Below are 26,560 nucleotides of genomic sequence, written 5' to 3'. Positions count from 1 at the left end.
TTGGAATGGGCCGCATGAACAACCGAAGCGCACCCTCGTACGTCCAGTCCCTGCGGTCCAGGCCGCAGGTCTGGCGCACCCTCCTGGCCGTCACCACCGGCCTGGGAGCCCTGCTCGCCGTGCTCTTCGTCGCGGCCGTCCCGGCCGGGATCGCCCTGGACCGCCTCCTCGGGATGGAGCCCTTCGACCCCGAGGACCCCACCATCACCGTCGGGTTCTGGCTGGCGGGAAACCTGCTGCTCGCGGCGTTGATCCCCGTCTGCGGTCTGGCCCAGTGGGCGATCTACCGGGAACGCCCCGGGTGGCTGTCGTCGGTCGCGGGCCGCTTCCGGTGGCGGGTGATGGCCCGCGCCGCAGCGGTGGTGGTCCCGATCTGGATCGTCTACACCGTCGTGCTGCACCTGATCATGCCGTTCGGATCCCTCCAGCCGACGGCGGCGACCATCACGCTCGCCCTCGTGGCGATCGTGGTCGTCCCCCTCCAGTCGGCCGGTGAGGAGTACCTGTTCCGGGGGCTGCTCTTCCGCGCGGTCGGCGCGCGCTTCCGACGTCCGGGCGTCTCCCTCGCGGTCGCCACACTGGTCACCGCACTGGCGTTCGGCGCGATCCACGGTTCCCTGGACGCCTGGGCGCTGAGCTACTACGTCGTCGCCGGGGTGTGTCTGGCCCTGATGACCCAGCGCACCGGGGGTCTCGAAGCAGCGGTGCTGGTCCATGCCGTCAGCAACACCGTGCTGATGGTGTCTGTGATTCTGGCTGACCGCCTCGACGACGTGTCAGTGGTGACCGGCCCGGTCCTCGTGGTGCCGATGATCGTGATGGGTTTGGCCACGCTCGGCCTCTGGAAGCTGTCCCCGGGAAGAGAGCCCGCCACAGCTCTCCTGCCGTAGACCAGCCCTGAACAGCGGAGAGCAGTGCCGCTGTTGCTCCTACCAGGCACGCACGCAGGGCCACGAGCAGACTTGAGCACCCGATTAGCACAGACCGGCGCCAGGCCCATCCCCGCCTGCGCGGGGAGCAGACGCTCGGCAGTTTCAGGCCCGCGCTGCACCGGGGTCCATCCCCGCGTGCGCGGGGAGCAGAGGTCCGCCGCACCCCCGACGGGCGCGTCGAGATGAGGGGGACGGGTCCATCCCCGCGTGCGCGGGGAGCAGTCGGAGGGCTCCGCGTGCCACGCGGCGATCGCGGGACCATCCCCGCGTGCGCGGGGAGCAGATCGGTTTCCTGCCACGGTCGGCGCGCTGTTCGGGACCATCCCCGCGTGCGCGGGGAGCAGTCTCGTTGACCTGCGGCTCTGTGGCGCGAACCCATCGGAATCTGCAAGTTGTCGAGAAACGGACTCCGGCGACAAACACCCCAGAGGATCCCTGAGTTCACTCTCGGCGTTGGCATCGCCACCACTCTCCCGCATGGCACCGACCTTCAGACTAACCACCGAGCGCCAGGCTGACGCCCAGGGTGAGCATTACGACCGCGATGATCCCGTCCAGCACCCGCCAGGCGCCGGGGCGGGCGAAGACCGGACGGAGCAGCCGCGCGCCGAAGCCCAGGGCGAAGAACCAGATGAAGCTTCCGGCCACCGCACCGGCCGCCCACCACCAGCGGGCCTCTCCGGTCTGGTGGTTGGCGACCGACCCGAGGAAGACCACCGTGTCCAGGTACACGTGCGGGTTGAGCCAGGTGAGTGCCAAGGCGGTGAGCACCGCGGCCCTGAGCCCGGTGGACCGGGTGGCCAGGGTCATCGTGCCCCGCCCTGATTCGGGGGCGGGGGCGCTCGCCGCCGGGACCAGGACCTCGGCCCGCCCCGGCCGCAGCGCCCGGTGGGCCGCGAACAGGCCGTACACCACGAGGAAGCCCGCACCGAGGAGGCGGACGACCACCATCGCGGTGGGCAGCGCCTCGACCAGGCCGCCGATGCCCGCGACACCGGCGAGGATGAGCCCCGCGTCGGAGACCGCGCAGACCAGCACCACCGCCAGCACGGCGGAGGGCCTGCCGTCGATGCCGAGGCGGAGCAGGTACGCGTTCTGGGCGCCGATGGCCACGATGAGCGCCAGACCGGTGCCCATGCCCATCAGTGCGGGAAGAAGAGTCTCGTTCACCTGGAAAGCGTCCACCAGAAGACCCCGTGTAGTAAAGCTAAACTTTCTCAGATCTCCTTAGACTTCCTTATGACCGCACGTCAGGAGCGTACGATGCCCTTCCAGTTCGACCATCTGCGCACACTCACCGCCCTGGTGGAGGAGGGCACCTTCGAGGCCGCCGCCCGACGTCTGCACGTCACCTCCTCGGCGGTGTCGCAGCGGGTCCGGGCCATGGAACAGGCCGCGGGCCAGGTTCTGGTCCGGCGCACCAACCCGGTCCTGCCGACCGAGGCGGGCGACGCGGTGCTGCGCCACGCCCGTCAGGTGCTCCTCCTGGAACAGGAGGTGCGCTCGGAGCTCCGGGCCGTCGGCCACGAGCGGGGCCACGCACGGGTGCCGCTGGCCGTGAACGCCGACAGCCTGTCCACGTGGTTCCTGGAGGCGCTCCCGCCAGGGCTGGCCGTCTTCGAGCTTCACCGGGAGGACGAGGAGCACACCACCGGCCTGCTGAGGTCGGGGGCGGTCATGGCGGCGGTGACCTCCACTCCGGAGGCGGTCCAGGGATGCTCCGTGGAACCGCTCGGCAGCCTGCGGTACCAGGCCGTGTGCGCCCCGGAGTTCGCGGAGCGGTTCGGCGCCACCGACCCCGGGCGCCTCCCGGACGCGCCGATGGTGAACTTCGACCGCAAGGACGACCTCCAGGACTGCTTCCTGCGCGACCTCACCGGTGGGGGTTCGCGGGGGCCGACCCACTACGTCCCGGCCTCGGAGGACTTCGCCCGCGCCGTCCTGCTGGGCTGGGGCTGGGGCGTGATCCCCGAGCAGCAGTGCGCCGAGGGCCTGGAGTCCGGGACTCTGGTGCCGTTGGCACCGGACCACCCGGTGGAGGTCCGCCTGTACTGGCAGCGCTGGAACCTGCGGTCACCGCTTCTTGACGAGGTCACCCGGCACGTGCGGGCCGGGGCCGCCGCACGCCTGCGTCCGGTCTGACCTCAGGGCTTTCCCACGGTGCTCTCCCGGGGGACGAGGGCGAAGCCCGGCTGCACGCGCCTGGGCGGGATCGCCCCCTCCGTTTCGGAGAGGCGTTCCAGGAGCGCGTCCGTGGCGGCCCGGGCGATCGCCCTCTTGTGCGGGGCGACGGTGGTCAGGGTGGTGGTGCAGTACCGACCGTCCTCGATGTCGTCGAAGCCCACCACCGCCACGTCCTCGGGGATGCGCAGGCCGCGTTCGGTGAGGGTGCGCATGGCACCTATGGCCACGAGGTCGTTGTAGCAGAACACCGCGTCCGGGCGGACCCCCGAGTCCAGGAGGCGGGCCATCGCCTGGGCGCCGTCCTCGCGGGCGTAGCCGTCGGTGACCGCGACGAACTCGTCGCCGGTGGGCCGCCCGTGCTCCGTCATCACCTCGCGCCACCCCTGGAGCCGCAGGTGCGCGGTCTGGCGGGCGCGTCCGTGCCGGGCCCCGAGGAAGGCGATCCGCTGTCGGCCGATCTCCACCAGGTGGGAGGCCGCGGTGCGGGCGGCGGCGACGTTGTCGATGGCGACGTGGTCGTGGGGGGCGTCGTACTCGCGCTCCCCGAGCAGCACCAGGGGCGCGTCGCTCTCGCGGGCGAGCAGGTCCTCGTTCTCCAGTTCGATGGGGCTGAGGATGAGCCCGTCGATCACCCGGGCCCGCAGACCCTGGGCGAAGAGCACCTCCTGGTCCCGGCGCCCCCCGGTGTGGTCGAGCAGCACGATGTAGTCGAGCCCGCCCGCGTACTCGATGACGGCGTCCGCGAGTTCGGCGAAGTAGGGGTTGCCGAGCTCGGGCAGGGCGAGGGCGATCATCCCGGTCCTGCCCTTGCGCAGGTGGCGGGCGGTGAGGTTGGGGCGGTATCCGAGCTCGTCGATGACCCGCTGGACGCGCTGGCGGGTCTCGGGGGTGACGTGCCGGTAGCCGTTGACGACGTTCGACACGGTCTTGACCGACACCCCCGCCCGTAGCGCGACGTCCTTCAGGCTGATGCCCACTCGCTTCCCCTTCCGGGCCGCTGTACCCAGGGCCGTTGAGTTTTACATCGTTATACAACACGGGTGCGGTCTCTGCCCAGCGATGCTGACGGGCCCGTTTCCCCTACGTGGCGGAGCCCGCGTGTTCCCCGGATGTCCAGCGGGTTTCCCTTCAGGGTCTGGACAGGACTCGTTGATCGTGCTGTCATCTTGGCTAAGTCAGGTTTCCCACGTTGTAAAAGCGGGGGTGGCGCTGCCTCGTGCAGGTCCTCCCGCACCACTCGACACGGAGAACCCCCATGAGACGTCAACCCCCCGCGTCCCCGACTCCCGCACCGCCCCGCCGGACCGTCCGCGCGGCCGCCCCCGTTCTGGCCGCGTTCCTGACCGCCTCGGCGCTGACCGCGCTCCCGGCCGCCGCCTCGGCCGAACCCCGCCTGGAGACCCCCTGGACCTCGGAGGTCTCCCCGGACAACGCCCTGCCCGAGTACCCGCGCCCGCAGATGGTGCGCGAGGACTGGGAGAACCTCAACGGCCTCTGGCAGTGGGCCCCCGCCGAAGAGGGCGAGGACCCGCCGTTCGGCACCGATCTGGACGGGGAGATCCTGGTCCCCTACCCGGTGGAGTCCGCCCTGTCCGGCGTCGAGGAGCACCACGACCGCCTCTGGTACCGCCGCACCGTGGAGGTGCCGGACTCCTGGGACGGCGACCGCGTCCTGCTCAACTTCGGCGCCGTGGACTGGGACTCCGAGGTGTGGGTGAACGGCACCTCCGTCGGCTCCCACAAGGGCGGCTTCGACAAGTTCTCCTTCGACGTCACCGACGCCCTCCAGGACGGGGAGAACGAGATCGTCGTGGGGGTCCACGACCCCAGCGACGAGGGTGAGCAGCCCGTCGGCAAGCAACGGCTGGAGCCCGGCGGCATCTGGTACACCACCTTCACCGGGATCTGGCAGACCGTGTGGATGGAACCGGTCTCCGAGGCCCACGTCACCCGCCTGGACATCACCCCGGACGTACCCGGTGAACAGGTGGAGGTGGTGGTGAACGCCACCGGCGCCGAGGGCGCCACGGCCACCGTCACCGTCCTGGACGACGAGGGCACCGAGGTGGGCTCGGCGAGCGGCGACCCGAACTCCGCGATCACCGTGCCGGTCCCGGACGCACGCCTGTGGAGCCCGGACGACCCCTACCTGTACGACGTGGACGTCACCCTCACCTCCGACGACGGCGACGAGGTCCACGACGAGGTCGCGGGCTACACCGGGATGCGCTCCATCGAGACCGGGGAGGTGGACGGGGTCCTGCGCCCGCTCCTGAACGGCGAGTACGTGTTCCAGGTGGGCACGCTCGACCAGGGCTACTGGCCGGACGGCGTCTCCACCGCGCCCACCGACGAGGCCCTGCGCTTCGACATCGAGTCGCACAAGGAACTGGGCTTCAACACCATCCGCAAGCACGTGAAGGTGGAGCCGGACCGCTGGTACTACTGGGCCGACCGGCTCGGCGTGATGGTCATGCAGGACATGCCCTCGATGTCGGGCGACCCGAGCCAGGCGGGGCGCGACCAGTTCGAGACCGAGCTGCACGCCCTGGTGGACGAGCACCGCAGCTTCCCGTCCATCGTCAACTGGATCGTGTTCAACGAGGGCTGGGGCCAGTACGACGGCGACGCCCGCCTCACCGACGAGGTCAGGGCGTCCGACCCCTCGCGCCTGGTCACCGGGGCCTCCGGCTGGCACGACACCGGCAACGGCGACATCGTCGACTCCCACATCTACGTCGGTCCGGGGGATCCCGCACCGGCGGAGGACGACCGGATCTCGGTGCTGGGCGAGTTCGGCGGCTACAACCTGCCGGTGGAGGGCCACGAGTGGAGCCCGGGCGACGGCTTCGGCTACGAGGACATCAGCGACGGCCACTCCCTGGCCACCCGGTACGTCGGCCTGATGGCGGGCGTGCAGCGGCTGGAGCGCACCCACGGCCTGTCGGCGGCGATCTACACCGAGATCACCGACGTGGAGACCGAGCTCAACGGCTTCTGGACCTACGACCGCCGGGTGCTCAAGGTCGACCCGGAGATCGTCGCCGGGGCGCACGAGCAGCTGCTGGCCGGGGAGCCGGTCGGCGGCGTCGCGGACGTGCCCTTTGAGGAGAACCTGTCCCTGCGGGTCACCACACCCGGCCACGAGGACCGCTACCTGGCCCACGAGGGCGGGCTCGGCGTCACCGCCCCGGTGGGCGACGACAGCTCCGAGGCCGACAGGACCGCCGCCACCTGGCGGTTCGTGCCCGGCCTGGCCGACGACCAGTGCCTGTCACTGGAGTCGGCGGACCACCCGGGCGAGTACCTGCGGCACGCGGAGTCGCGGGTGAGCCGGGAGCCCGCCGACGGTTCCGGGCTCTTCGACCAGGACGCCACCTGGTGCGCGGTGCCCGGGCTGAGCGGCGAGGGGATCTCGCTGCGCTCCTACAACTTCCCGGACCGGTACCTGCGCCACTACGACTCCGAACTCTGGCTGTCCGGGGCGGGCACCGTCGGCGAGGACCGCGACACCGCCGAGCACTACGACCACGACACCTCGTGGTCGGTGGAGTCTCCCTGGGCTCCCTGACCGGACCCGCGTGACCCGACCCGCGTGACCCGACCCCCACCTCCACGGGGCGCCCCTGACCCGGCGCCCCGCTCCCGCACCCCCTCCGCCGACTCCCCCAGTCGGCTTCCCCTCTATCCGGGCGGAGACCCGACATGAACGAACACCACACCCACCACACCGGCGCGGGAGCGCTCCCCCGACCCCGTCGGGCCCTGCTGGCCACCGCCGCCGTGGGCGCGGCGCTGGCCCTGGCGGCCACCGGCTGTGCCCGGGGCGAGGACGACGCCACCGCCGGGAACGCCGCCGCCGGGGACACCGAGGGCCAGGCCCAGGTCCTGGACGAGGCGGCCAGCGGGGGCGAGACCTGTGGCGCCGAGGAGCACGGGATCGAGCCCTTCGACCTCACCGACAAGAAGGTCGGCTTCTCCCAGTCCGAGGCCGAGTCCAACCCCTTCCGCATCACCGAGACGCAGTCCATCAAGGACGAGGCCGCCGCCCGGGGGATCGACCTGATCACCTCCAACGCCCAGTCCGACTTCTCCCAGCAGATCAGCGACGTCCAGGACCTCATGTCGCAGGGCGCGGAGGTGCTGATCATCGCCCCGCTCAACTCCGACGGCTGGAAGCCCGTCCTGGACCAGGCGCGCGCCGACGCCGTCCCGATCATCACCGTCGACCGGCCCATCAACGGCACCGCCTGCGAGGACTACGTGACCTTCATCGGGTCCGACTTCGTGGAGCAGGGCCGCCGCGCCGCCGACCAGATGATCGACGCGCTGGGCGGCGAGGGCGAGGTGGCCATCCTGTTGGGCGCGCCCGGCAACAACGTGACCACCGACCGCACGAGCGGCTTCCTGGAGCGGATCGAGGCCGAGGCCCCCGGGATCGAGATCGTCTTCCAGCAGTCCGGCGACTTCACCCGCGAGGGCGGCCAGTCGGTGACCGAGCAGCTCGTCCAGTCGCAGCCGGACATCTCCGGGATCTACGCGCAGAACGACGAGATGGGCATCGGCGCGGTCACCGCGCTCAACGGCGCGGGAAAGGCGCCGGGGGACGTCCGGATCGTGACGGTGGACGGCACCCAGGCGGCGGTGGAGTACATCGTCGACGGGTGGATCTCGGCGGTCGTGGAGTCGAACCCGCGCTTCGGCCCGCTGGCCTTCGAGGCGGCCTCGGCCTTCGGCGCCGGTGAGGACGTCGGCACGCAGCTGATCATCACCGACCGCGAGTACGACGCGGAGAACGCCGAGGAGGAGCTTCCCCATGCCTACTAGGTCCGGCGGGGCGCCCGGGCGCGCGGAGGGGGTGGGACGGTGACCGTTCCGGTCCTGGAGACCCGCGGGCTGACCAAGCGGTTCCCGGGCGTCCTGGCGTTGGACGGGGTGGACTTCGAGCTGCTTCCGGGCGAGGCGCACGCGCTGGTCGGAGAGAACGGCGCGGGCAAGTCCACCCTGATCAAGGTGCTGACCGGGGTGTACCGGCCCGACCAGGGCGAGCTGCGCCACCACGGGGAGCCCGCCCGGTTCGCCACGCCCCTGCACGCGCAGCGGGAGGGGATCGCCACCATCTACCAGGAGGTCGACCTCCTGCCGCTGCTGAGCGTGGCGCGCAACCTGTACCTGGGGCGTGAGCCGAAGCGGTTCGGGCTGATCGACTTCGCCCGGATGCACCGCGACGCCGCCCGGACGCTCGGGGACTACGGCGTGGACGTGGACGTGCGCCGTCCGCTGGGGACCCTGTCCATGGGCGCCCGGCAGATGGTGGCGCTGGCGCGGGCGGTGTCGGCGCGGGCCCGCGTGGTGGTCATGGACGAGCCGACGTCGTCGCTGGAGCCGCGCGAGGTCGAGACGCTCTTCGGGGTGATCGAACGGCTGCGTGAGGAGGGCGTGGCGGTGGTCTACGTGAGCCACCGCCTCGACGAGCTGTACCGGGTGTGCGACCGGGTGACCGTGCTGCGGGACGGGCGTCTGGTGCACCTGGGCGCGATGGCCGGCCTGGAACGGCTGCGGCTGGTGTCGCTGATGTTGGGGCGGGACATGGAGCGGGTGGAGCGCGAGGGCGCCACCACGTTCTCCGGGGGCCGCGAGGCGTGGTCGGGGACGCCCGCGCTGGAGGCCGAGGGGTTGGGTGCCCGGCACCAGCTGCACGACGTGTCGCTGACCGTGCGCCCGGGCGAGGTCGTGGGGCTCGGCGGCCTGCTGGGCTCGGGCCGCACCGAGACCGTGAAGGCGATCGCGGGCGCGCTTCCGCTGGACGAGGGCCGTGTCTCGGTGGTGGGTGTCCCGCTGCGGACGGGGTCCACGGCGGCCGCGATCCGGGCCGGGGTGAGTCTGCTGCCGGAGGACCGCAAGCACGAGGGCGTCGTTCCCGGCCTGTCCATCCGGGAGAACATCGCGCTCGCCGCCATGCCGGGGCTGAGCCGGTTCGGGCTGGTGTCCGAGCGGGCGATCGACCGGGTGGTGGAGCGGTTCATGCGGCGCCTGCGGATCAAGGCGGTGGGGCCGCACCAGAAGGTGGAGGAGCTGTCCGGCGGCAACCAGCAGAAGGTGCTGCTGGCCCGGTGGCTGGCGCTCGAACCGAGGGTGCTGCTGCTCGACGAGCCCACGCGCGGGATCGACGTGGGCGCCAAGGCGGAGGTGCAGCGGTTGGTGGACGAACTGGCCGAGGAGGGCCTGGGGGTGCTGCTCGTGTCCTCGGACCTGGAGGAGCTGGTGGAGGGCGCCGACCGGGTGGTGGTGCTCAGGGACGGCGCCGTGGTGGGCGAGCTGGTCGGTGACGAGGTCACCGAGGGCGCCCTGCTGTCCGCGATCGCCCGGGGCGGTGGGGAGCGGTGAACGACTCCCTGCTCGGGCGACCCCGCGTGGACCGTGAACGGGTCCTGCTGTGGATGCGGGACTACGGCGTGTACGTGGGCGTGGCGCTGGTCGTGCTGTTCAACGTGGCGTTCACGCCGCACTTCCTGTCCTTCGAGAACTTCCGCACGCAGGCCGTGCAGGTCGCCCCGGTGCTGATCGTGGCCCTGGGCATGGCGCTGGTGATCGCGACCGGCGGCATCGACCTCAGTGTGGGTTCGGTGATGGCGCTGTCCGCCGCGATGATCTCGCTGTACCTGGGGTACGGGCCGCTCGTGGCCGTGCTGGTGGCGGTGGGCGTGGGCGCGCTCGCCGGGGCGGCCAACGGTGTGCTGGTGGCCTTCGCCGGTGTCCAGGCGATCATCGTGACCCTCGCGATGATGATCGGCGGGCGGGGGCTGGCCCTCGTGCTGCTGCCGCAGTTGGACGGTGTTCGCAACCCGGACCTGCGGGAACTGGGTTCGGGGTCGTTCCTCGCCGTCCCCTACGTGGTGTGGATCGCCGCACTGCTGGTGGCGGCGGTGGCGTTCCTGGTGCGCCGGAGCGTGTTCGGCCGACGGCTGGTGGCGGTGGGCGGCAACCGGCGGGCGGCGAAGCTGTCCGGGCTTCCGGTGCGGCGGGTGCTGCTCGGCGTGTACGCGCTGAGCGGCGCCCTGGCGGCGGTGGCCGGGGTCCTGGTGACCGCCCGGTTGCAGGCCGCCGACCCGAACTCGGTGGGCGTGCTGATCGAACTGTCGGCGATCACCGCCGTGGTGGTCGGCGGCACCCCGTTGACCGGCGGGCGGGTGCGGATCGCCGGGACGGTGGCGGGGGCGGTGCTGATGCAGCTGCTGGTGGCCACGCTCATCAAGCACGACCTGCCGCCGTCGTGGACGCAGATGGCGCAGACGGCCGTGATCATCGGGGCCGTCTACCTGGCAAGGGATCGGGGGAGGACATGAGGACCACCGTGGACGGGGCGGGGCCGCGCGTGGGCGTCCGGGAGGCGGCCCGGGGCGGTGTCCCCTGGCGTGAGCTGGCCGCGCGGCACGGCGCCCTGGTGGTGCTGTTGCTGGTGGTGGCGGTGGCCGGGGCGAGCCTGGACGGTTTCCTGGCCCTGGGCAACCTGAACCGGATCGCCGTGAGCGCGTCGTTCCTGGCGGTCATCGCACTGGGGATGACGTTCGTGATCATCACCGGCGGGATCGACCTGTCGGTGGGCACGGTGTTCGCGCTCGGCGGGGTGCTGGCCGCGTGGGCCTCACGGTACGGGGAGCTGGCGCTGATGGCGGTGCCGCTGGCGGTGTGCGGTCTGATCGGGCTGCTCAACGGGGTGCTGATCGCGCGGGCGCGGCTGGCCCCGTTCATCACCACCCTCGCGACCATGCTGGGCGCGTGGGGGCTGATGCTGTCGGTGTCCGACGAGGGCAACACCACCTACCTGGTGCCGGACGGGCTGGCCCTGTCGGCGCTGGTGCACGGGAAGCTGTTCGGGGTGCTCGGGTACCCGTTCCTGCTGGTGGTGGCGGTGTTCATGGTGGGCGGCCTGGTGCTGCGCCGCACCACGGTCGGCCAGCACGTGTACGCGGTGGGCGGGAACGAGCGGACCGCCGCGCTGATGGGCGTGCCGGTGGCGCGGACCCGGATCGCGGTGTACACGTTCTCGGGCCTGTGCGCGGGCACGGCGGGGGCGCTGAACGCGGTGTGGCTGGGCTCGGGCGTGACGATCTTCGGGATCGGCACGGAACTCCAGGCGATCTCGGCGGTGGTGATCGGCGGGACCCTGCTGACCGGCGGTTACGGGTTCGTCGGCAGCACCCTGGTGGGGGTCCTGCTGCTGGGCGTCATCCAGAACGTCATCAACGCCGTCGGTTCCCTGACCTCGGCGTTCCAGGAGGTGGTCAGCGGCCTGTTCCTGATCACCGTGGTGCTGGTGCAGCGGCGCCTCAGCCGGGGCCGCGATCCCGGCTGAGCGGTCGGCGCGCGCGTGGCGTCCGCCGTTCCGCGCCCTGGGACGGCGGACACTACGCGGGGGTCCTGGGGCCGCTCTGGTCGTCGAGCAGACGCAGGTCCCGTACGGTGACCACGCCGAAGTGGAGCGCCTTGTCGATGAGGACCTGGGACCGCCATCCCTGACCCTGGCCGCCGCCCTCCAGCTCGACCTTGAACTTGTCCTTGAGGAGGTAGTTCACCTGGGCGTTCACGGCCGCGGTGCCGATCCCCAGGCGCTGCGCCACCTGGTTCTGGGTCGGGACCGGCGGGGAGAGGCCGCGCAGCCGGGGTTCGCAGAAGGCGACCAGGACGCGGTAGTAGGTGTGCCACCGGTCCATCCGGAAGCTGTTGGCCTCGGTGCGTTCGCTGGTGGTGTCCGCCCACCCGTCCTCGTCGGAGGCGCCCCTGGGGGAGAGGACGGCGCTGCACGCCGCCGGGGCCATCACCAGGAAGCTGTGCTCGCCCGTCGCTCCTGGGATGCGCACCCGGGAGGTCTCGAAGGGCACCACCATGCCGTGGGTGTTCGGCTGGACCTGGACGTACCCGGCCGACCGCTCGGTGTTCTCCACGATGTAGGACTTGTTGGGGCTGAGGTTGCTGATCCTCCAGTGGTCCCCGTGTGAGGTGATGTCCCCGGCGTGCCGGTGCACCGCCCGGTCCCCGGCTCCGAGCCTCATGTCCACGTCGCGGTCGCGGCCGCCGCGCCCGAAGGTCCGGGTCTCCCCCGGGCTCAGGTGGTGGGTGTCCATGGGAGTGTCGCTCTCGTAGTCCTGTTGGACCGTGACGACCAGGTCGAAGTCGTCGACCGGGAACAGGTGCACGCTCATCTCGCCGTCTCCAGGGGGTCAGAGGAGAAGCCCCCGGGGGTCGGGGCCCGCCCCCGCAGGATACTGCGCGGGCCCCGACGGGCGCGGAGGGCGCGGGTCCGCGACCTCCGCCCCGCGCCGCCGTAGGTTGGTGGCGGCACCGCCGGGATCACCGAGCTCACCGAGGAGTATCCATGGGTCTGAACGCGACACCGGTCGACCTGGGCAGGTACGGCGTCTGGCTGCGCCACCAGGACCTCGACGAGGACGTCGCCGCCGAGATCGAGCGCCTGGGGTTCGGCGCCGTGTGGCTCGGCGGTTCCACCCCGGCCGATCTGGAACCGGCGGCCACGGCTCTGGCCGCGACGTCGCGGCTGGCGGTGGCCACGGGGATCGTGAACATCTGGGCGGCCCCGGCGGAGGAGGTCGCGGACGCCTTCGCGCGCCTGGAGTCCGCCTACCCGGGACGGTTCCTGTTGGGGATCGGGGCCGGCCACCGGGAGCTCAACGGGCCCGAGGCGGTCCGGCCTCTCCAGGGGATGGAGGACTACCTGGACGTGCTCGACCGCGAGGGCGTCCCCGCCGACCGGAGGGTGCTGGCGGCGCTGGGCCCGCGGATGCTCGCGCTGAGCGCCGAGCGGGCGGCGGGCGCCCACCCCTACCTGGTCACCCCGGCCTACACCCGGTTCGCCCGGGGCGTGCTCGGGGACGGGCCCCTCCTCGCCACCGAGCACAAGCTGGTGCTGGGCGCCGACCGCGCGCGGACGCGGGAGGAGGCCCGCCGGGGGATGTCGTTCTACCTCGGCATGCGCAACTACGCGGCCAACCTGGAGCGGCTGGGGTACACCGTGCTGGACCTCGCCGACGAGGGCAGTGACCTCCTGATCGACGACCTGGTCGCGCAGGGCGACGCGGACCGGGTGGCGGCGGCGCTGCGGGCGCACCTGGACGCCGGGGCCGACCACGTGGTGGCGCAGGCGATCCCCGGCGAGTCCGGCCTGCTCGGCTCCCTCTCCCGGCTGGCCCCGGCGCTGGCCTCCTGACCCGTTCCGGGCCGGGTCGCGCGGCGGTACCCGGCCCGGTCGGGGCGCCCTCGGCTCAGTCCCGGTAGAGGGCGGCCACCTCCTCCGCGTAGCGCTCCTCGACCACACGGCGGCGGAGCTTGAGCGAGGGGGTGAGCTCACCGGTGCCCGGCCCCCACTCCCCCGCCAGCAGCCGGTACCGCTTGACCTGCTCGGGACGGCTGAGCCGGGCGTTGGCGGCCGCCACCGCGCGCTTGATCTCCGCCAGTACCTCGGGGTGCTCGACCAGCCCCGCGCCCTCGGCGTCCAGCCCGCGTTCGCCCGCCCACAGCGGCGTCATCTCCGCGTCGAGGACGAGCAGCGCCACCAGGTAGGGGCGGGCGTCGCCGTGCACAAGGGCCTGGCCGACCAACGGGTGCTCCTTGAGGGTGTTCTCCACCAGGACGGGCGGGATGTTCTTGCCGCCCGAGGTCACGATGATCTCCTTCTTGCGGTCGGTGATCCACAGGAAGCCGTCCTCGTCGACCCGGCCCACGTCGCCGGTGGCGAACCAGCCCTCCTCGTCCGTGGCGGGGCTGACCGTCCCGTCCGGTTGGAGGTAGCCCTCGAAGACCGAGCGCCCACGCAGGTGCACCTCTCCGTCGTCGGCCAGCCGTACCTCGATGCCCCCGATCGGGCGGCCCACGGAGCCGAGCCGGTTGCGCCCGTCCTCCGGGGTGTTGAGCGTGGCCACGCCCACGGACTCGGTGAGCCCCCACACGTCCATGACGGCCACTCCCAGGGACGCCCAGAAGCGCAGCACGTCCACCGGCATGGGCGCTGAGGCGCTGGAGGCCAGGAGCACCCGGTCCAGGCCCAGCCGTGCGAGCAACGGGGTGAGCACGGCGGCGTGGACCTCCCGGTAGCGCTCCTCCAGTTCGGCGGGGACCTCCTCGCCGCGTTCCCTGTGGCGGTGGTAGTCGCCGGCCACCTCCCGGGCCGTCCCGACGACGGCGGCGATCTCCTCGGGCAGGGCGGCGAGGGAGGCGCGGACGCCGGTGGCCAGCTTCTCCCACACGCGCGGCACCCCCACGAAGTGCGGGGGCCGGATCTCGGGCAGGGCACCGGCGAGAGCGGCGGGGTCGGCGCACATCCAGACGTGTGAGACGCGGAAGAGCGGCAGGTAGAGGCTGAGCAGCCGTTCCGCGATGTGGGCGAGCGGGAGGTAGCAGACGTGGCTGGGGTGCTCCGGCAGGTCCACGGCGGCGTCGAGGGCGGTCGCCTGTGCGATGACCTGCCGGTGGGTGATGGCGGCCCCCTTGGGGTCCCCGGTGGTGCCGGAGGTGTAGACGACGGTGACCAGGTGGTCGGGGGTGAGGTCCCGCCAGCGGTCGGAGGCGCCGGAGGGCACGGTGTCGGTCAGTCCGTCGTAGGGGGTGTGGCCGCGTCCGGGATCGGGCCGGTCCAGCACCACGAGGGTTTCGAGCGCGGTGCCGGGGTCGTCGAGGAGCTTCTCCCAGTGGGCTGCGACGTCGGGGTCCTCCACCACGGCGAGGCGGGCACGGCTGTGGCGGCAGACGTAGCCGATCTGTTCGGGGGCGGCGGTGGAGTAGACGGTGGTGGGGACCGCCCCGGCGTGGACCAGGGCGAGGTCGGAGAGCCAGTGCTCGGGCCGGTTGCCCATCATGAGCAGGACGTGGTCGCCGGACCGGACGCCGAGGGCGGCGTACCCCTCGGCCAGGGCGGCGACGGCCTCGCGCGCCTGTTCCCAGGTGAGGGTGGTCCAGGCGGTGGCGCCGGGTTCGCGCCAGGACAGGGCGGGGCGTTCGGGGTGCTCGCGTGCGTTGCGCAGGAGGAGTTCGGGGAGGGTGCGGTTCGTGGGATCGTCCGCGGTGCCGGGGGCGGAGGTCATGTGTGCTCCTGGGGCAGCTTCCTCGTATATGTGATCCAGAACACACGAGAGCCTAGCAGTCCGCCTATCCCCGGAAAGGGCGGCGAAGAGGCGCTTTCCCCTGATAGGGCCGGCCCGAAACGGGTGCGGCGGGCCATCCCGGACCACCCCCCGCTCGACCTCCCCCGGGAGCCGAATGCTACTGATAAGTAATATTCATCGGGGTAACCACTGGTAACACCCAGAGCCCCGCCCCCGTGTCCCCGCGTGACCCCCAAGGAGCCACTCCGTGCCCGACTTCTCCCTCCAGCTTCCCGAAGAGATCAGCGACGTCCGGGACTGGGCCCACGGGTTCGCCGCCGACGTCATCCGCCCCGCCGCCGCCGAGTGGGACGAGCGGGAGGAGACCCCCTGGCCGATCATCCAGGAGGCCGCCAAGATCGGCCTGTACTCGCTGGACTTCTTCGCCACCCAGGCCTTCGAGGAGAGCGGCCTCGGCATGGCCGTCACCATCGAGGAGCTGTTCTGGGGCGACTCCGGGATCGGCCTGGCCATCATGGGCACCGGCCTGGCCGCCGCCTCCCTGAGCAAGACCGGCACGCCCGAGCAGATCGGTGAGTGGGCGCCGCAGATGTTCGGTACCCCCGACGACGTCAGGGTCGCCGCGTTCTGTGCTTCCGAACCCGACGCCGGTTCCGACGTCTCCGCCATCCGCACCCGCGCGGTCTACGACCAGGCCAAGGACGAGTGGGTGATCAACGGCGTCAAGACCTGGGCCACCAACGGCGGTATCGCCCACGTCCACGTGGTGATCGCCTCGGTCGAGCCCGAGCTGGGCTCGCGCGGGCAGGCCTCGTTCATCATCCCGCCGAACACCCCCGGCCTGTCCCAGGGCCAGAAGTTCGCCAAGCACGGCATCCGCGCCTCACACACCGCCGAGGTCGTCCTGGACGACGTGCGCGTCCCCGGCTCCTGCCTGATCGGCGGCAAGGAGAAACTGGACGAGCGGATCGCCCGCGCAAAGGAGGGCAGGCGCTCCAAGGGCCAGGCCGCCATGAAGACCTTCGAGGCGACCCGTCCGACCGTGGGCGCGATGGCCGTGGGCTGCGCCCGCGCCGCGTACGAGTACGCCCGGGACTACTCCGTCCAGCGCGAGCAGTTCGGCAGGCCGATCGGGGACAACCAGGGCGTGGCCTTCCTCCTGGCCGACATGGCCACCCGGATCGACGCCGCCCGGTTGCTGGTATGGCGAGCCGCCTGGATGGCGCGCAACGGCAAGGACTTCACCAACGCCGAGGGCTCCATGAGCAAGCTCTACGCCTCCGAGACCGCCACCTACGTCACCCAGAACTCCCTGCGCATCCTCGGCGGCAACGGCTACACCCGGGACTACCCCGTGGAACGCTGGCACCGCGACGCCTCCATCTTCACCATCTTCGAGGGCGCCAGCGAGATCCAGAAACTCATCATCGGCCGCACCGTCACCGGCCTGCCGATCCGCTGACGCGAGGGTGAACCCGCTGGTGAGCGGGGAGGATGGGGACGAGGAGGTGAGGCCGGTGTTCGCATGGCCCGCACTCGGAGTCCTGGTCGGCATCGCCGTACCCGTCGCCGTCATCTTCCTGGTGCTGGGGATCTTCAGGATCGTCCAGCGCCAGGCGGAGAAGGCCGTCCGCTCTCCCGACTACTGGAAGCAGGTCCCCGACGGGACCGATCCGACCGATGGGGACCGGTCCGAGGAGGTCGGGGAACGGGACGGATCCCGGGACCGACCCGGCGACGACCGGTAGGCCCGGGGCCCGCCCCGGCGGCGGCCTACTCCTTGGAGGCGGTGGCGCCCCACCAGATGTTGACGTCGGAGTCGACCGCCCAGCGGTCGATGTCACGCAGCTCCTCCTGGGAGAACTCCGTGTTCTCCACCGCCCGGAGGTTCTGCTCCAACTGCTCCACGCTGGAGGCGCCGACCAACGCGGTGGTGACCGTGCGCGGCCCCTGGTCCCGCAGGACCCAGGAGATGGCCATCTGGGCGAGGGTCTGACCGCGCTCGGCGGCGATCTGGTTGAGCGCCCGGGCCCGACCGAGCACCTCCTCGGTCAGCATGTTCTCCCGCCAGCTGGGCCGCCCCACCCCCGCCCGGGAGTCCGAGGGCACCTCACCGCCGAGGTAGCGGGACGTGAGCAGCCCCTGTGCCAGCGGCGAGAAGGCGACCACACCCATGCCCTCGTCCGACGCGGCCTCCAACAGACCGTCCTCGACCCAGCGGTTGAGCATCGAGTACGAGGGCTGGTGCACGATCAGCGGCGTGCCGAGGTCGCGCATGATCGCCGCGGCCCGACGGGTGAGCGACGGACCGTAGGAGGAGATCCCCGCGTACAGGGCCCGCCCGGACACCACCGCGTGGTGGAGGGCCAGCATGGTCTCCTCCAGCGGGGTGTCCGGGTCCGGCCGGTGGCTGTAGAAGACGTCGACGTAGTCGAGGCCCATCCGGGCGAGGGAGCGGTCCAGCGACGACAGGAGGTACTTGCGTGAACCGCCCCGCTGGTGCGGACCCGGCCCCATCACCCACCCGGCCTTGGTGGTGATCACCAGTTCGTCGCGGTAGGGGCCGAGGTCCTTCGCCAGGGCGCGGCCGAGGTTGGTCTCCGCGCTGCCCGGCGGCGGGCCGTAGTTGTTGGCCAGGTCGAAGTGGAAGACGCCGAGGTCGAAGGCGCGGCGCAGGATGCGGCGCTGCCCCTCCAGGTCCCGGTCGTCACCGAAGTTCTGCCACAGTCCCAACGACAGCCTGGGCAGGTTCAGCCCGCTCCTGCCGCAGGTCCGGTACTCCAGAGAGTCGTACCGGTCGTCGTCCGCCACGTACGTGCCCAAACTTCCGCTCCCCTTCCACCTGGTTCCAGCCACCGTCGAACAGCGTCGACGCTACTCGTCGATCGTCAGCTCGCCCATCCGGTCCCAGCCCTCGCCGTCGACCACGCGGCTGACGATCAGCGGGGTCTCCTTCAGCAGCGGCTTCATCGAGGCCAGCCCGGCGCGGAAGTGGTCACTGTTGACGTGGGCCTCGGCGGCACCGTCCTTGAACGCCTCGACGAGCACGAACTCGTCGTCGCGCTCGACGCTGCGGGACCACTCGAACCACAGGTTGCCCGGCTCGGCGCGGGTGGCCGCGGTGAAGTCGGCGACCGCGTCGAGGAAGCCGTCGACGGCCTCCGGTTTGGTCCGGAACTTGACGACGATCAGGATCATCCCGCATCTCCTTCGATGTGTGCCACGGGGCGCGCGGTCGTACCGCGCCCCTTGGTCGACCACTCTCCCAGAGCGCGGAGGGTCGGGGCCGCGACGGCCCGGGCACCGGAGGTGTTCGTCCCCTCACCCGGGTCCGTGGCCGACACCGCACGCGGGGAGCGGCCGTCGGTGCTCAGGCGCCGCCGAGGGTGGTGCCGGGCAGGCGGGTGGCGCGCCACTCGTCGTTGGAGACCTCGCGCACCTCCAGGGAGCCGAGGGTCTCCTCGGGGTGGACCATCTCGACGTTGGCGACCAGGGTCTCCCCGTTCAGGTCGGTGCTCACGGTGATCTCACCGACCTCGATCTCCTCGGCTCCGGGCAACCCGGCGACGTAGTCGGGGAAGGCCGCCACGCAGTCCTGGCCGTCGTCACCCTGGCCGACGATCGCCGCCTGGGCGCTCTCGTCCGCGAAGGTGCAGGCCAGCTCGCCGTCCCCGGCGACCAACGCGGCCACGAACCCCTCGGCCACGGTGCGGGCGGCGTCGGTGGCCTCGGCGGTGTCCTCCTCGCTGGGTTCGGTGGTGCCCTGGCCGTCCTCCTGGGCCGCCTCCTCGGCGGTCTCCTCGGCGGGGGCCTCGTCCCCTCCCGAGCAGGCGGTCAGCGCGAGGAACAGGGGCACGGCAGCACACAGCAGGGAGCGTCGCATGGGGGGGTCGCCTTCCGTGGACGGGCGGGGAGGACCGACGGCGGACTTCGGGGGAAGGTCGGCGCCGTCGACGCTTCCGGGACGCACCATTGTTACCGCATTCACCTGTTTGATGACCACGTGTGCGCGCACCCGGTTCACGCGCGCTCCCCTGACCAGGCGAAGCACGGACGTGGGTGCGGGTTCGGCTTGACCCCGCGCCGGGCAGCCCGTTCCGGCACGGCGAACGAGCGCGCTCACTCCGGGGAGCCGACCGGAAGGGGTCCCATGACCAACCCCGACGACGACCGCGCGATCCAGCGCGGGCTGGAGGGGCTGAGCCCCTTCGAGCTCAGGGACCACCTGATGGACCTGGCCGGGGAGTCCTCGCACAAGAGCGCCCACGCCATGCTCAACGCCGGGCGCGGGAACCCGAACTGGACCGCGGCCCCGCCCCGTGAGGCGTTCTTCCTGCTGGGCCGGTTCGCGATGCTGGAGTGCCGCCGCACCTGGAACGAGTGGCCCGCCGTCGCGGGGATGCCCGCGGCCGAGGGAGTCGGGGAACGCCTCCTGCTGTTCCTCGACCAGAACGCGGGCGAGCCCGGCGCGGACCTGCTCCGCCGCGTCCTCGACCGGGTCGAGGACCACCGCCGCGACGAGGTCCTGCACGAACTGGTCGACGGCGTCATCGGTGACGACTACCCGGTGCCCGGCCGCGTGCTGCCGTTCGTGGCGGAGTCGGTGCACGAGTACCTGGTCCGGGCGATGGGCGACCGCGCCCCGGAGACCCCCTACGACCTGTTCGCGGTCGAGGGCGGCACCGCCGCCATGTGCTACGTCTTCGACTCCCTCCAGGCCAACCGGGTCCTGCGGCGGGGCGACCGGATCGCGCTGATGACGCCGATCTTCGCGCCCTACCTGGAGATCCCCCGCCTGGACCGCTACGGCTTCGACGTGGTGGAGGTCGCCGCCTCACGCGGCACCGAGGGCGACTTCCACACCTGGGACTACGACGACGCCGAGCTGGACAGGCTGGCCGACCCGTCGGTGCGGCTGCTGTGCGTGGTCAACCCGAGCAACCCGCCCTCGGAGGCACTGTCCGAGCGCTCGCTGGAGCGTGTCCGCGACATCGTGGAGCGCCGCAACCGCGACCTGGTGATCGTCACGGACGACGTGTACGGCACGTTCGTGCGCGGCTTCACCTCGTTGTTGGAGGTGTGCCCGCGCAACACCCTCGGCGTGTACTCGTTCTCGAAGTACTTCGGGGCGACCGGGTGGCGGCTGGGGGTGATCGCCCTCCAACCGGACAACGTCGTGGACGACCTGATCGCCCGCCTGGACGGCGAGGACGCCGAGGCCGTGCAGCGGCGCTACTCCCCGCTGTCGCTGGACGTGCCGGGGATGCGGTTCGTCGACCGCATGGTGGCCGACAGCCGGTCGGTGGCGCTGAACCACACCGCCGGGCTGTCCACTCCCCAGCAGGTGCAGATGGCGCTGTTCGCCCTCTTCGCGCTCACCCACGCCGACGAGGAGTACCGCGCACCGGTCATGAGCGTCCTGGGGCGACGGCTCGCGGCGCTGGCCGAGGGGTTGGGGGCACCCCTGCCCGAGGACCCCCGGCGCGCGGGCTACTACGTCGAACTCGACCTGCTGGCCTGGGCCGAACGCCACTGGGGAGGCGAGTTCGCCGCGTGGATCCGCGCGAACCACGAACCGGTGGACCCGGTCCTGCGTCTGGCCCGGGAGGACGGCGTGGTGCTGCTCAACGGCGGCGGGTTCGACGGGCCGGAGTGGTCGGTGCGGATCAGCCTGGCCAACCTCGACCACGAGGCCTACGAACGGATCGGCCGCGTGCTCAGGGAGATCGGTGAGGAGTACCACCGGAGCTACACGGAGGCCACCGGTCGTACGTGAGGCCCCGGGTGGCGGCGGCACGTTCCCCCGGAACCGGGGCTTGTCCCCGGGGGCGACCTCTGGTGATATGGGAGAGGGTGACCGGCATCACGGTATCCACTGGCGCACAGAGCACGCGCGGGCGTGCCACCGACGGTTCGGCGCACGCTCCGGCGAGCGCGGTGCCGGTCCGGCGCGTGCGCCCGTGCCGGAGGTGACATGACGTACCGACTACGGGACGGCGCCCGCGGCGCTCTCGTCGCGGACCTTCCCCCCGCCCTGGGAAGCAGGCTCCGCCCCCTGGTGCCGCACCTGACGGAGGAGGCCGTGGAGGCCGTCCGGCGCCGGGCCGAGGCCCATTCCCAGACGTTGGAACCCGCGCACGTGGAGTCGGTCCGGACGGTGATCGCCGCCGCCGCGCACGCCTTCCTGGACCGGATCGAGGACGGATCGGGGTCCGTGCGCCACGCGGGCACGGAGGACGGCCCCGACTCCGAGGGCCCCGGGGCGATCGGGCGGACGTTCCGCGCGTTCGGTGCCGGGGAGGCCCGGCAGGGGCGCACCCTGGAGTGCCTGCACACCGGGATGCGCACGTCTGCTGCGGTGGCGTGGCGCCGCCTGGCGGGGGCCGACTCGATCGACCGGGACCAGATGGCCGCCCTGGGCGAGGCGCTCTTCGCGTTCCAGGAGGAGATCTCCACGGCCGCCGCCGAGGGCCACGCCCAGGTGCGGGGCGCGGGTGTGGAGGCGCTGCGGCGGCGCCGGTCCCGGCTGCTGGACGTGCTGCTGGCCGAGTCCGGGACGGAGCCGGAGGCGAGGGCGGTGGCGACCCTGGCGCGGGCGGCGCGGTGGCGGGTGCCCGAGCGGGTGGCCGTGGCACTGCTGCACCAGGAGGGATCGACCGGCACGCCGACACCGCCGTCGGACGTGCTGGTGGACCTGGACCGGCTGGAGCCGTGCGCGCTGGTGCCCGACCCCGAGGGCCCGGGCAGGCTGAGGTCGTTGGAGCGTTCCCTACGCGGGTACCGCGCGGTGCTGGGTCCGACCGTGCCCCTGGACGAGGCCCCGGCGTCGCTGGCACGCGCGCGTGAGCTGGCCGAGCTGGCACGGGCCGGGGTGGTGTCCGGGCGAGGGGTGCTGCGGTGGAGCGACCACCTGCCGGAGCTGCTGCTCTCACGGGACACGGCGCTGGTGGCGGAGCTGGCCCGGACGCGGTTGGCGCCGCTCGCCGGGATGCGGGAACCGCAGCGGGAGCGTATGGCCGACACCCTGCTGGCGTGGTTGGAGTCGGGGTTCAACGCCAACGAGGCGGCGGAGCGGCTGCGTATCCACCCGCAGACCGTGCGGTACCGGATGCGGCAGCTGGAGGAGCTGTTCGGCGCCCGGCTCCGCGAGCCCGGCGCGCGCTTCGAGTTGGAACTGGTGCTGCGGGCCCGCAGGCTGCTGGGGCCCCTGGAGTGAGGGCATACCGAACAGTCGGGATGTTCCCCGCGCGATAGGGCGCGGGGAACATCCCGGAGCTCAGCCCCGGGGAGCCAGGGCCCGTACCACCTCGGCCGGGTCCGTGCCGGGCGGGCCGATCGGGGCGATCACCGGGGTGTCCACCCCCGCCTCGGCGTAGGCGCCGATCCGCTCACGGCAGTACGCGGCCGGTCCGTGCACGACGAGGTCGTCCACCACCGAGTCCGGGATCGCCGCGAGCGCCCCCTTGCGGTCCCCCTCCTCCCACGCCCGCCACATGGGACCGAGCTCGTCGCGGCCCAGCCACTCGTGGAAGGCCCGGTAGACGGGCACGTTCAGGTACGCCGAGATCGCCCAGCGGCCGATCCCCCGCGCGGTCTCGGGGTCCGTGTCGGGCACGGCGAAGATCCGCGCCACTATTTCCTTGTCGTCGCCGAACTCGCGCACGATCGGGGCGACGGTGCGCACGTCCTCGGCGGACAGCCAGTTGAGGATGGCGCCGTCGGCCTCGCGGCCCGCCAGGCGCAGCATGCCCGGGCGCAGGGCGGCGACCAGGACGGGCGGGGCCTGCTCGGGAACGGCGCCGAGCGTGAACCCCTGGACGGAGAAGGTGTCGTAGTCCGCCCTGACCTTCCGGCCGGTCATCGCCTCGCGTAGGAAGCGCACGGTGTCGCGGACCCTCTTGTAGGGCTCCTCGAAGGGCAGGGAGTTCCAACGCTCCACGATCACGTTCGAGGAAGTGCCCACCCCCAGGACGAACCGGCCGGGTGCGGCGGCGGCCATCGTGGCGGCGCTCATCGCGAGGGTGGCGGGGCCCCGTGTGTAGGCGGGCACGATCGCGGTGCCCAGCCGCAGCCTCGGCGCCCACACGCTGGCCAGCGCCAGCGGGGTGAACGCGTCGGTGCCGTTGGCCTCGGACGACCACGCGTCGGTGTAGCCGAGGTCGGGGAGGGCCTCGAAGAGCGGGCGCTGGTCGGCCAGGGGGACGCCCTCGAAGGGAACGGTGATGCCCCAGCGGTCGGTCATGTCGGCTCCATGGGTCGGTGTGCGAACCGAACCGGATTCGGCCCGGTGTGGCACGACCGTACCCCCGCGGGCCTCCGCGCAGAAGACCGCGCCCGTGCCCGCCGAGGCGTATGTTCGGAACAGGGCCCGCCAGCGGCGGGCCGGAACGGACGACACCGAGAACAAAGGAGGCCATCCCCGTGGCCAAGCCACCCTCTCCCTACGACTTCCTGCCCGTCGTCGACGCGTTCACCGTCACCAGCGACGACGTCAAGGACGGCCAGGGCCTGCCCCGGGCGCAGGTCAGCGGGATCATGGGTGCCGGGGGCGTGGACGTCTCCCCGCACCTGTCCTGGAGCGGGTTCCCCGAGGGGACCCGGAGCTTCGCCGTCACCTGCTTCGACCCGGACGCGCCCACCGCGAGCGGGTTCTGGCACTGGGCGGTCTGCGACATCCCCGCCGACGTGACCGAGTTGGCGACGGACGCGGGCAACGGTTCCGGTCTGCCGGAACAGGCCGTGACCCTGCGCAACGACGCCGGGAGCCACCGCTACATCGGTGCCGCCCCGCCCGCCGGGCACGGTCCCCACCGGTACATGTTCGCGGTGCACGCCGTGGACGTCCCGACCCTGGGCATCGACGCCGCCGCGAGCCCGGCGTTCCTCGGGTTCAACCTGTTCTCGCACGCGATCGGCCGCGCGGTCATCACGCCCACGTACGAGCAGGACTAGGTCGTGTTTTTTGGATCATTCCTCCCGCCCGTCGCCCGCCACCACCCTCAACGGACGCCTTCGGCGCTGTGTCCTCGCGTTACCACCAGGCTGCCTCTCGCTGCGCCGATGAAGCTCGGACAGCCAAACCCGGGCGGGCCCCCGCTGTGCGACACTGCGGAGCTTGCGTAGCAGCGCACAGTAGGGGCGACGGCCGCTCGCATCGGTGGCGGCTCCGCCGCCACCGGCGAAAGCATCCAAAAAACACTCCCTAGGGAACCCCCGTCGCCGGAGGGCGGGTGACGCACCGAGCGCGTCACCCGCCCTCTGCCCTTCCTCCCGGGGCCAGTGAGTACACGCGCGAGCGACCCGTTCGGTTGTCCTGGCAACCGCATCCGGCCATTCCCGGGCCCCGGGGGCACTCCCGCGTCTAGGCTCGATCCATCCCCCGGCCCACTCGAATCTCGCTCGGAAGGGTTCAGCCGGTGCCACAGCAGACTTCGAGGAAACCGACCGTCGTGGTGACGACGGCGGGCTCCGCCCCCACACCCGGTACCATCCTTCACCTGCGTGAGAACGGTTTCCGGGTGGTGGCCACCGACGTGGACCCGGCCGCGCCCGGCCTGTACCTGGCCGACCGGGGCCGCCTGGTCCCGCCGGGGGACAGCGAGGCCTTCCTCCCCCGGATGAGGGCCCTGTGCGCCGAGGAGGCGGCCGCCGCCGTGGTTCCGCTGGTGGACGAGGAGCTGGTCCGGGCGGCCGACCTCGCCGAGGACGGCGTCGCCGTCCTGCTGCCCCGCCCGGGGTTCGTCACCACCTGCCTGGACAAGTACGCCCTCATGCGCCGACTGGAGGACGCCGGGATCGGGGTCCCCCGCACCTGGCTCGCCTCAGAGTGGCCGACCGGCGCCGCCGACCGCTCCCCGGGCGGGCTGATCGTCAAGCCCCGCCGCGGTCGCGGCAGTCGGGGCGTGCGGGTGGTCGAGTCGGCCCGCGACCTGGGCCGCGTGGTCGCGGAGAGCGAATACGCGGCCGACGAGCTGATCGTGCAGGAACGCGTCACCGGCCCCGAGTACACCGTGTCCGTCGTGGTGTGGCGGGACGGCGACGTCCAGGCGGTGGTGCCCAAGGAGGTCCTGCTCAAGCAGGGCGTCACCAGGTACGCGGTCACCCGGCGGCACCCGGAGGTCGTCCGTGCCTGCCACGCCGTCCAGAGCGCACTGCGCGCGGACGGGCCCTTCAACGTGCAGCTGTGCCTGGACGAGCGGGGACGGCCCCGGATCTTCGAGATCAACCCCCGCTTCTCCTCCACCGCGGCTCTCACCGTGGCCGCCGGGGTCGACGAGATCACCGGCCTGCTCCGACAGGCCGTGTGCGGCGGCCCCCGGCTCACCGACGAGTGGCGGGAGGGGGTCACGATGGTGCGGCGCTGGACCGACGAGTTCATGTCCGAGGAGCGGTTCGCCTCCCACGGGATCTCCCCGGTCGAGGGGTTCGCCCCGCCCGGAGCGGCGCCCTCGGGTGAGCGGCCCGCCACGGTCCCGGTGCGGGTCCGATGAGCGGACGGCGGGAGCTGTCGGAGGCGCTGGCGACCGCGGTCACGGAGGTCGGCGGGCTGCTGCGCGCCTGGCGTTCGGACCCGGCCGCGCGGGACGGCGTGTGGGAGGGGAGCCAGTTCAAGGCCCAGGCGGACGCCAGGGCGCACCGGGCGCTCTCCCTGCGGCTCAACGTGATCGACGCCGGTATCCCGGTGGTGAGTGAGGAGGACCCGGGGTCGCTCACCCGGGACCGCCCGCCCCGGTACTGGCTGATCGACCCCATCGACGGGACGGCCAGCTACGTCCACGGGTTCGACGGCTACGTGACCCAGGCGGCTCTGGTCGTCGGGGGGCGCCCCGAGGTGGCGGCGGTCTTCGCCCCCGAGCGGGGGACCCTCTACACGGCCGTGCGCGGGCGGGGCGCCCGGCGCGACGGGAGACCGCTGCCCCCGCAGCCGCCCGCTCCTCCCGGCCGGGGCGTGCTCACCGACAACACCCCGGAGCCCTCCGGGGTGGCCCGGCGCGTGTACGACCGTTTCGGCTACGGCGGGTACCTGGAGAGCGGAAGCATCGCGCTGAAGCTCTGTCGGATCGCCGAGGGCGACGCCCAGCTGTTCGTCAAGGACGTCCCGGTGCGCGACTGGGACGTGGCCGCGCCGGGTCTGGTGCTGGCCGAGACGGGGGGTCTGCTGACCCGTCTGGACGGCTCCGGGTTCACCTATCGGGGGTCCTTCGAGCACACCGGCCTGGTGGGCGCGGCGGATCCGTCCACGTGCCGCGAAGTGTCCCGTTGGCTAGCGCTCTGACCTGCGATGAAACCACCCCGCCGGAGGTGGTTCGCAAACTGCTGGAACTGGGG

At 72.3% G+C, this 26,560-nt stretch carries 23 protein-coding genes; 15 read left to right on the top strand and 8 right to left on the bottom strand.

Annotated features, from left to right (window positions below):
* Positions 1-14: 14 nt before the first annotated feature.
* Positions 15-890: a lysostaphin resistance A-like protein gene (locus tag AC0VYL_RS07505; RefSeq protein ID WP_475482690.1), complete on the top strand. Its 876-nt coding sequence runs from the start codon at positions 15-17 to the stop codon at positions 888-890.
* Positions 891-1,427: 537 nt separating this feature from the next.
* Here the strand turns inward: AC0VYL_RS07505 and AC0VYL_RS07500 are convergent.
* Positions 1,428-2,102 (bottom strand): LysE/ArgO family amino acid transporter, encoded by a 675-nt coding sequence (locus tag AC0VYL_RS07500; RefSeq protein WP_475482689.1) that lies wholly within the window; start codon positions 2,100-2,102, stop codon positions 1,428-1,430.
* Positions 2,103-2,195: 93 nt separating this feature from the next.
* On the opposite strand from AC0VYL_RS07500, the gene AC0VYL_RS07495 reads away from it, so the two are divergent.
* The gene (locus tag AC0VYL_RS07495; RefSeq protein ID WP_475483486.1) at positions 2,196-3,074 is read left to right on the top strand and encodes a LysR family transcriptional regulator ArgP; all 879 of its coding nucleotides are present in this window, start codon (positions 2,196-2,198) and stop codon (positions 3,072-3,074) included.
* A gap of 2 nt (positions 3,075-3,076) precedes the next feature.
* Here AC0VYL_RS07495 and AC0VYL_RS07490 read toward each other — a convergent pair whose 3' ends face one another.
* Positions 3,077-4,123 (bottom strand): LacI family DNA-binding transcriptional regulator, encoded by a 1,047-nt coding sequence (locus AC0VYL_RS07490; RefSeq protein ID WP_475483485.1) that lies wholly within the window; start codon positions 4,121-4,123, stop codon positions 3,077-3,079.
* 248 nt (positions 4,124-4,371) lie between these two features.
* Here AC0VYL_RS07490 and AC0VYL_RS07485 point away from each other — a divergent pair, with 248 nt between their 5' ends.
* The 5 genes from AC0VYL_RS07485 to AC0VYL_RS07465 all read left to right on the top strand — a co-directional run bounded on the left by AC0VYL_RS07485 (position 4,372) and on the right by AC0VYL_RS07465 (position 11,472).
* Positions 4,372-6,687, top strand: coding sequence for an AbfB domain-containing protein (locus AC0VYL_RS07485; protein WP_475482688.1), 2,316 nt, complete (start codon positions 4,372-4,374; stop codon positions 6,685-6,687).
* A gap of 134 nt (positions 6,688-6,821) precedes the next feature.
* On the top strand, positions 6,822-7,943 hold the full coding sequence (locus AC0VYL_RS07480; RefSeq protein ID WP_475482687.1) for an ABC transporter substrate-binding protein: 1,122 nt from the start codon (positions 6,822-6,824) through the stop codon (positions 7,941-7,943).
* A gap of 39 nt (positions 7,944-7,982) precedes the next feature.
* Positions 7,983-9,503, top strand: coding sequence for a sugar ABC transporter ATP-binding protein (locus AC0VYL_RS07475; protein ID WP_475482686.1), 1,521 nt, complete (start codon positions 7,983-7,985; stop codon positions 9,501-9,503).
* The gene (locus AC0VYL_RS07470; protein ID WP_475482685.1) at positions 9,500-10,462 is read left to right on the top strand and encodes an ABC transporter permease; all 963 of its coding nucleotides are present in this window, start codon (positions 9,500-9,502) and stop codon (positions 10,460-10,462) included. Before AC0VYL_RS07475 ends, AC0VYL_RS07470 begins: the two co-directional genes overlap by 4 nt.
* Complete coding sequence (locus AC0VYL_RS07465; RefSeq protein WP_475482684.1) at positions 10,459-11,472, top strand: ABC transporter permease; 1,014 nt, start codon at positions 10,459-10,461, stop codon at positions 11,470-11,472. The genes AC0VYL_RS07470 and AC0VYL_RS07465 overlap by 4 nt, the downstream gene beginning before the upstream one ends.
* Positions 11,473-11,524: 52 nt before the next feature.
* Here AC0VYL_RS07465 and AC0VYL_RS07460 read toward each other — a convergent pair whose 3' ends face one another.
* Complete coding sequence (locus AC0VYL_RS07460; RefSeq protein WP_475460639.1) at positions 11,525-12,319, bottom strand: winged helix-turn-helix domain-containing protein; 795 nt, start codon at positions 12,317-12,319, stop codon at positions 11,525-11,527.
* Positions 12,320-12,492: 173 nt separating this feature from the next.
* Between AC0VYL_RS07460 and AC0VYL_RS07455 the strand changes: the two genes are divergently transcribed.
* Positions 12,493-13,341, top strand: coding sequence for a TIGR03620 family F420-dependent LLM class oxidoreductase (locus AC0VYL_RS07455; protein WP_475460637.1), 849 nt, complete (start codon positions 12,493-12,495; stop codon positions 13,339-13,341).
* Positions 13,342-13,396: 55 nt separating this feature from the next.
* Here AC0VYL_RS07455 and AC0VYL_RS07450 read toward each other — a convergent pair whose 3' ends face one another.
* The gene (locus AC0VYL_RS07450; RefSeq protein ID WP_475482683.1) at positions 13,397-15,211 is read right to left on the bottom strand and encodes an AMP-dependent synthetase/ligase; all 1,815 of its coding nucleotides are present in this window, start codon (positions 15,209-15,211) and stop codon (positions 13,397-13,399) included.
* Between the two features lie 268 nt (positions 15,212-15,479).
* On the opposite strand from AC0VYL_RS07450, the gene AC0VYL_RS07445 reads away from it, so the two are divergent.
* Positions 15,480-16,694: an acyl-CoA dehydrogenase family protein gene (locus tag AC0VYL_RS07445; protein ID WP_475482682.1), complete on the top strand. Its 1,215-nt coding sequence runs from the start codon at positions 15,480-15,482 to the stop codon at positions 16,692-16,694.
* A gap of 55 nt (positions 16,695-16,749) precedes the next feature.
* The gene (locus tag AC0VYL_RS07440) at positions 16,750-16,980 is read left to right on the top strand and encodes a hypothetical protein (RefSeq protein ID WP_475482681.1); all 231 of its coding nucleotides are present in this window, start codon (positions 16,750-16,752) and stop codon (positions 16,978-16,980) included.
* A 25-nt stretch (positions 16,981-17,005) separates the two neighbouring features.
* On the opposite strand, the gene AC0VYL_RS07435 is transcribed toward AC0VYL_RS07440, so the two are convergent.
* The 3 genes from AC0VYL_RS07435 to AC0VYL_RS07425 form a co-directional block, all read right to left on the bottom strand.
* Positions 17,006-18,055 carry an aldo/keto reductase gene (locus AC0VYL_RS07435; protein WP_475482680.1) on the bottom strand — a complete coding sequence of 350 codons (1,050 nt, stop codon included), beginning with the start codon at positions 18,053-18,055 and terminating at the stop codon, positions 17,006-17,008.
* A 51-nt stretch (positions 18,056-18,106) separates the two neighbouring features.
* Positions 18,107-18,430 (bottom strand): putative quinol monooxygenase, encoded by a 324-nt coding sequence (locus AC0VYL_RS07430; protein WP_017545306.1) that lies wholly within the window; start codon positions 18,428-18,430, stop codon positions 18,107-18,109.
* 172 nt (positions 18,431-18,602) lie between these two features.
* The gene (locus AC0VYL_RS07425) at positions 18,603-19,115 is read right to left on the bottom strand and encodes a lumazine-binding domain protein (protein WP_475482679.1); all 513 of its coding nucleotides are present in this window, start codon (positions 19,113-19,115) and stop codon (positions 18,603-18,605) included.
* A 267-nt stretch (positions 19,116-19,382) separates the two neighbouring features.
* On the opposite strand from AC0VYL_RS07425, the gene AC0VYL_RS07420 reads away from it, so the two are divergent.
* Both AC0VYL_RS07420 and AC0VYL_RS07415 read left to right on the top strand, forming a co-directional pair.
* On the top strand, positions 19,383-21,008 hold the full coding sequence (locus AC0VYL_RS07420; RefSeq protein ID WP_475482678.1) for a bifunctional aspartate transaminase/aspartate 4-decarboxylase: 1,626 nt from the start codon (positions 19,383-19,385) through the stop codon (positions 21,006-21,008).
* Between the two features lie 198 nt (positions 21,009-21,206).
* Complete coding sequence (locus tag AC0VYL_RS07415) at positions 21,207-22,448, top strand: PucR family transcriptional regulator (protein ID WP_475460623.1); 1,242 nt, start codon at positions 21,207-21,209, stop codon at positions 22,446-22,448.
* Between the two features lie 60 nt (positions 22,449-22,508).
* Here AC0VYL_RS07415 and AC0VYL_RS07410 read toward each other — a convergent pair whose 3' ends face one another.
* On the bottom strand, positions 22,509-23,474 hold the full coding sequence (locus AC0VYL_RS07410; RefSeq protein ID WP_475482677.1) for an LLM class F420-dependent oxidoreductase: 966 nt from the start codon (positions 23,472-23,474) through the stop codon (positions 22,509-22,511).
* Positions 23,475-23,653: 179 nt separating this feature from the next.
* On the opposite strand from AC0VYL_RS07410, the gene AC0VYL_RS07405 reads away from it, so the two are divergent.
* From AC0VYL_RS07405 to AC0VYL_RS07395, 3 genes are all read left to right on the top strand, one after another.
* Positions 23,654-24,184: a YbhB/YbcL family Raf kinase inhibitor-like protein gene (locus AC0VYL_RS07405; RefSeq protein WP_475460619.1), complete on the top strand. Its 531-nt coding sequence runs from the start codon at positions 23,654-23,656 to the stop codon at positions 24,182-24,184.
* 497 nt (positions 24,185-24,681) lie between these two features.
* A complete protein-coding gene (locus AC0VYL_RS07400; RefSeq protein ID WP_475483484.1) occupies positions 24,682-25,722 on the top strand; it encodes an ATP-grasp domain-containing protein in 1,041 nt (346 codons plus the stop codon).
* A complete protein-coding gene (locus tag AC0VYL_RS07395; RefSeq protein ID WP_475482676.1) occupies positions 25,719-26,507 on the top strand; it encodes an inositol monophosphatase family protein in 789 nt (262 codons plus the stop codon). Before AC0VYL_RS07400 ends, AC0VYL_RS07395 begins: the two co-directional genes overlap by 4 nt.
* Positions 26,508-26,560: the final 53 nt, after the last annotated feature.

It is taken from the genome of Nocardiopsis sp. iso_238 (assembly GCF_056173325.1).
This window is presented reverse-complemented; position numbering and strand designations above follow the sequence as displayed.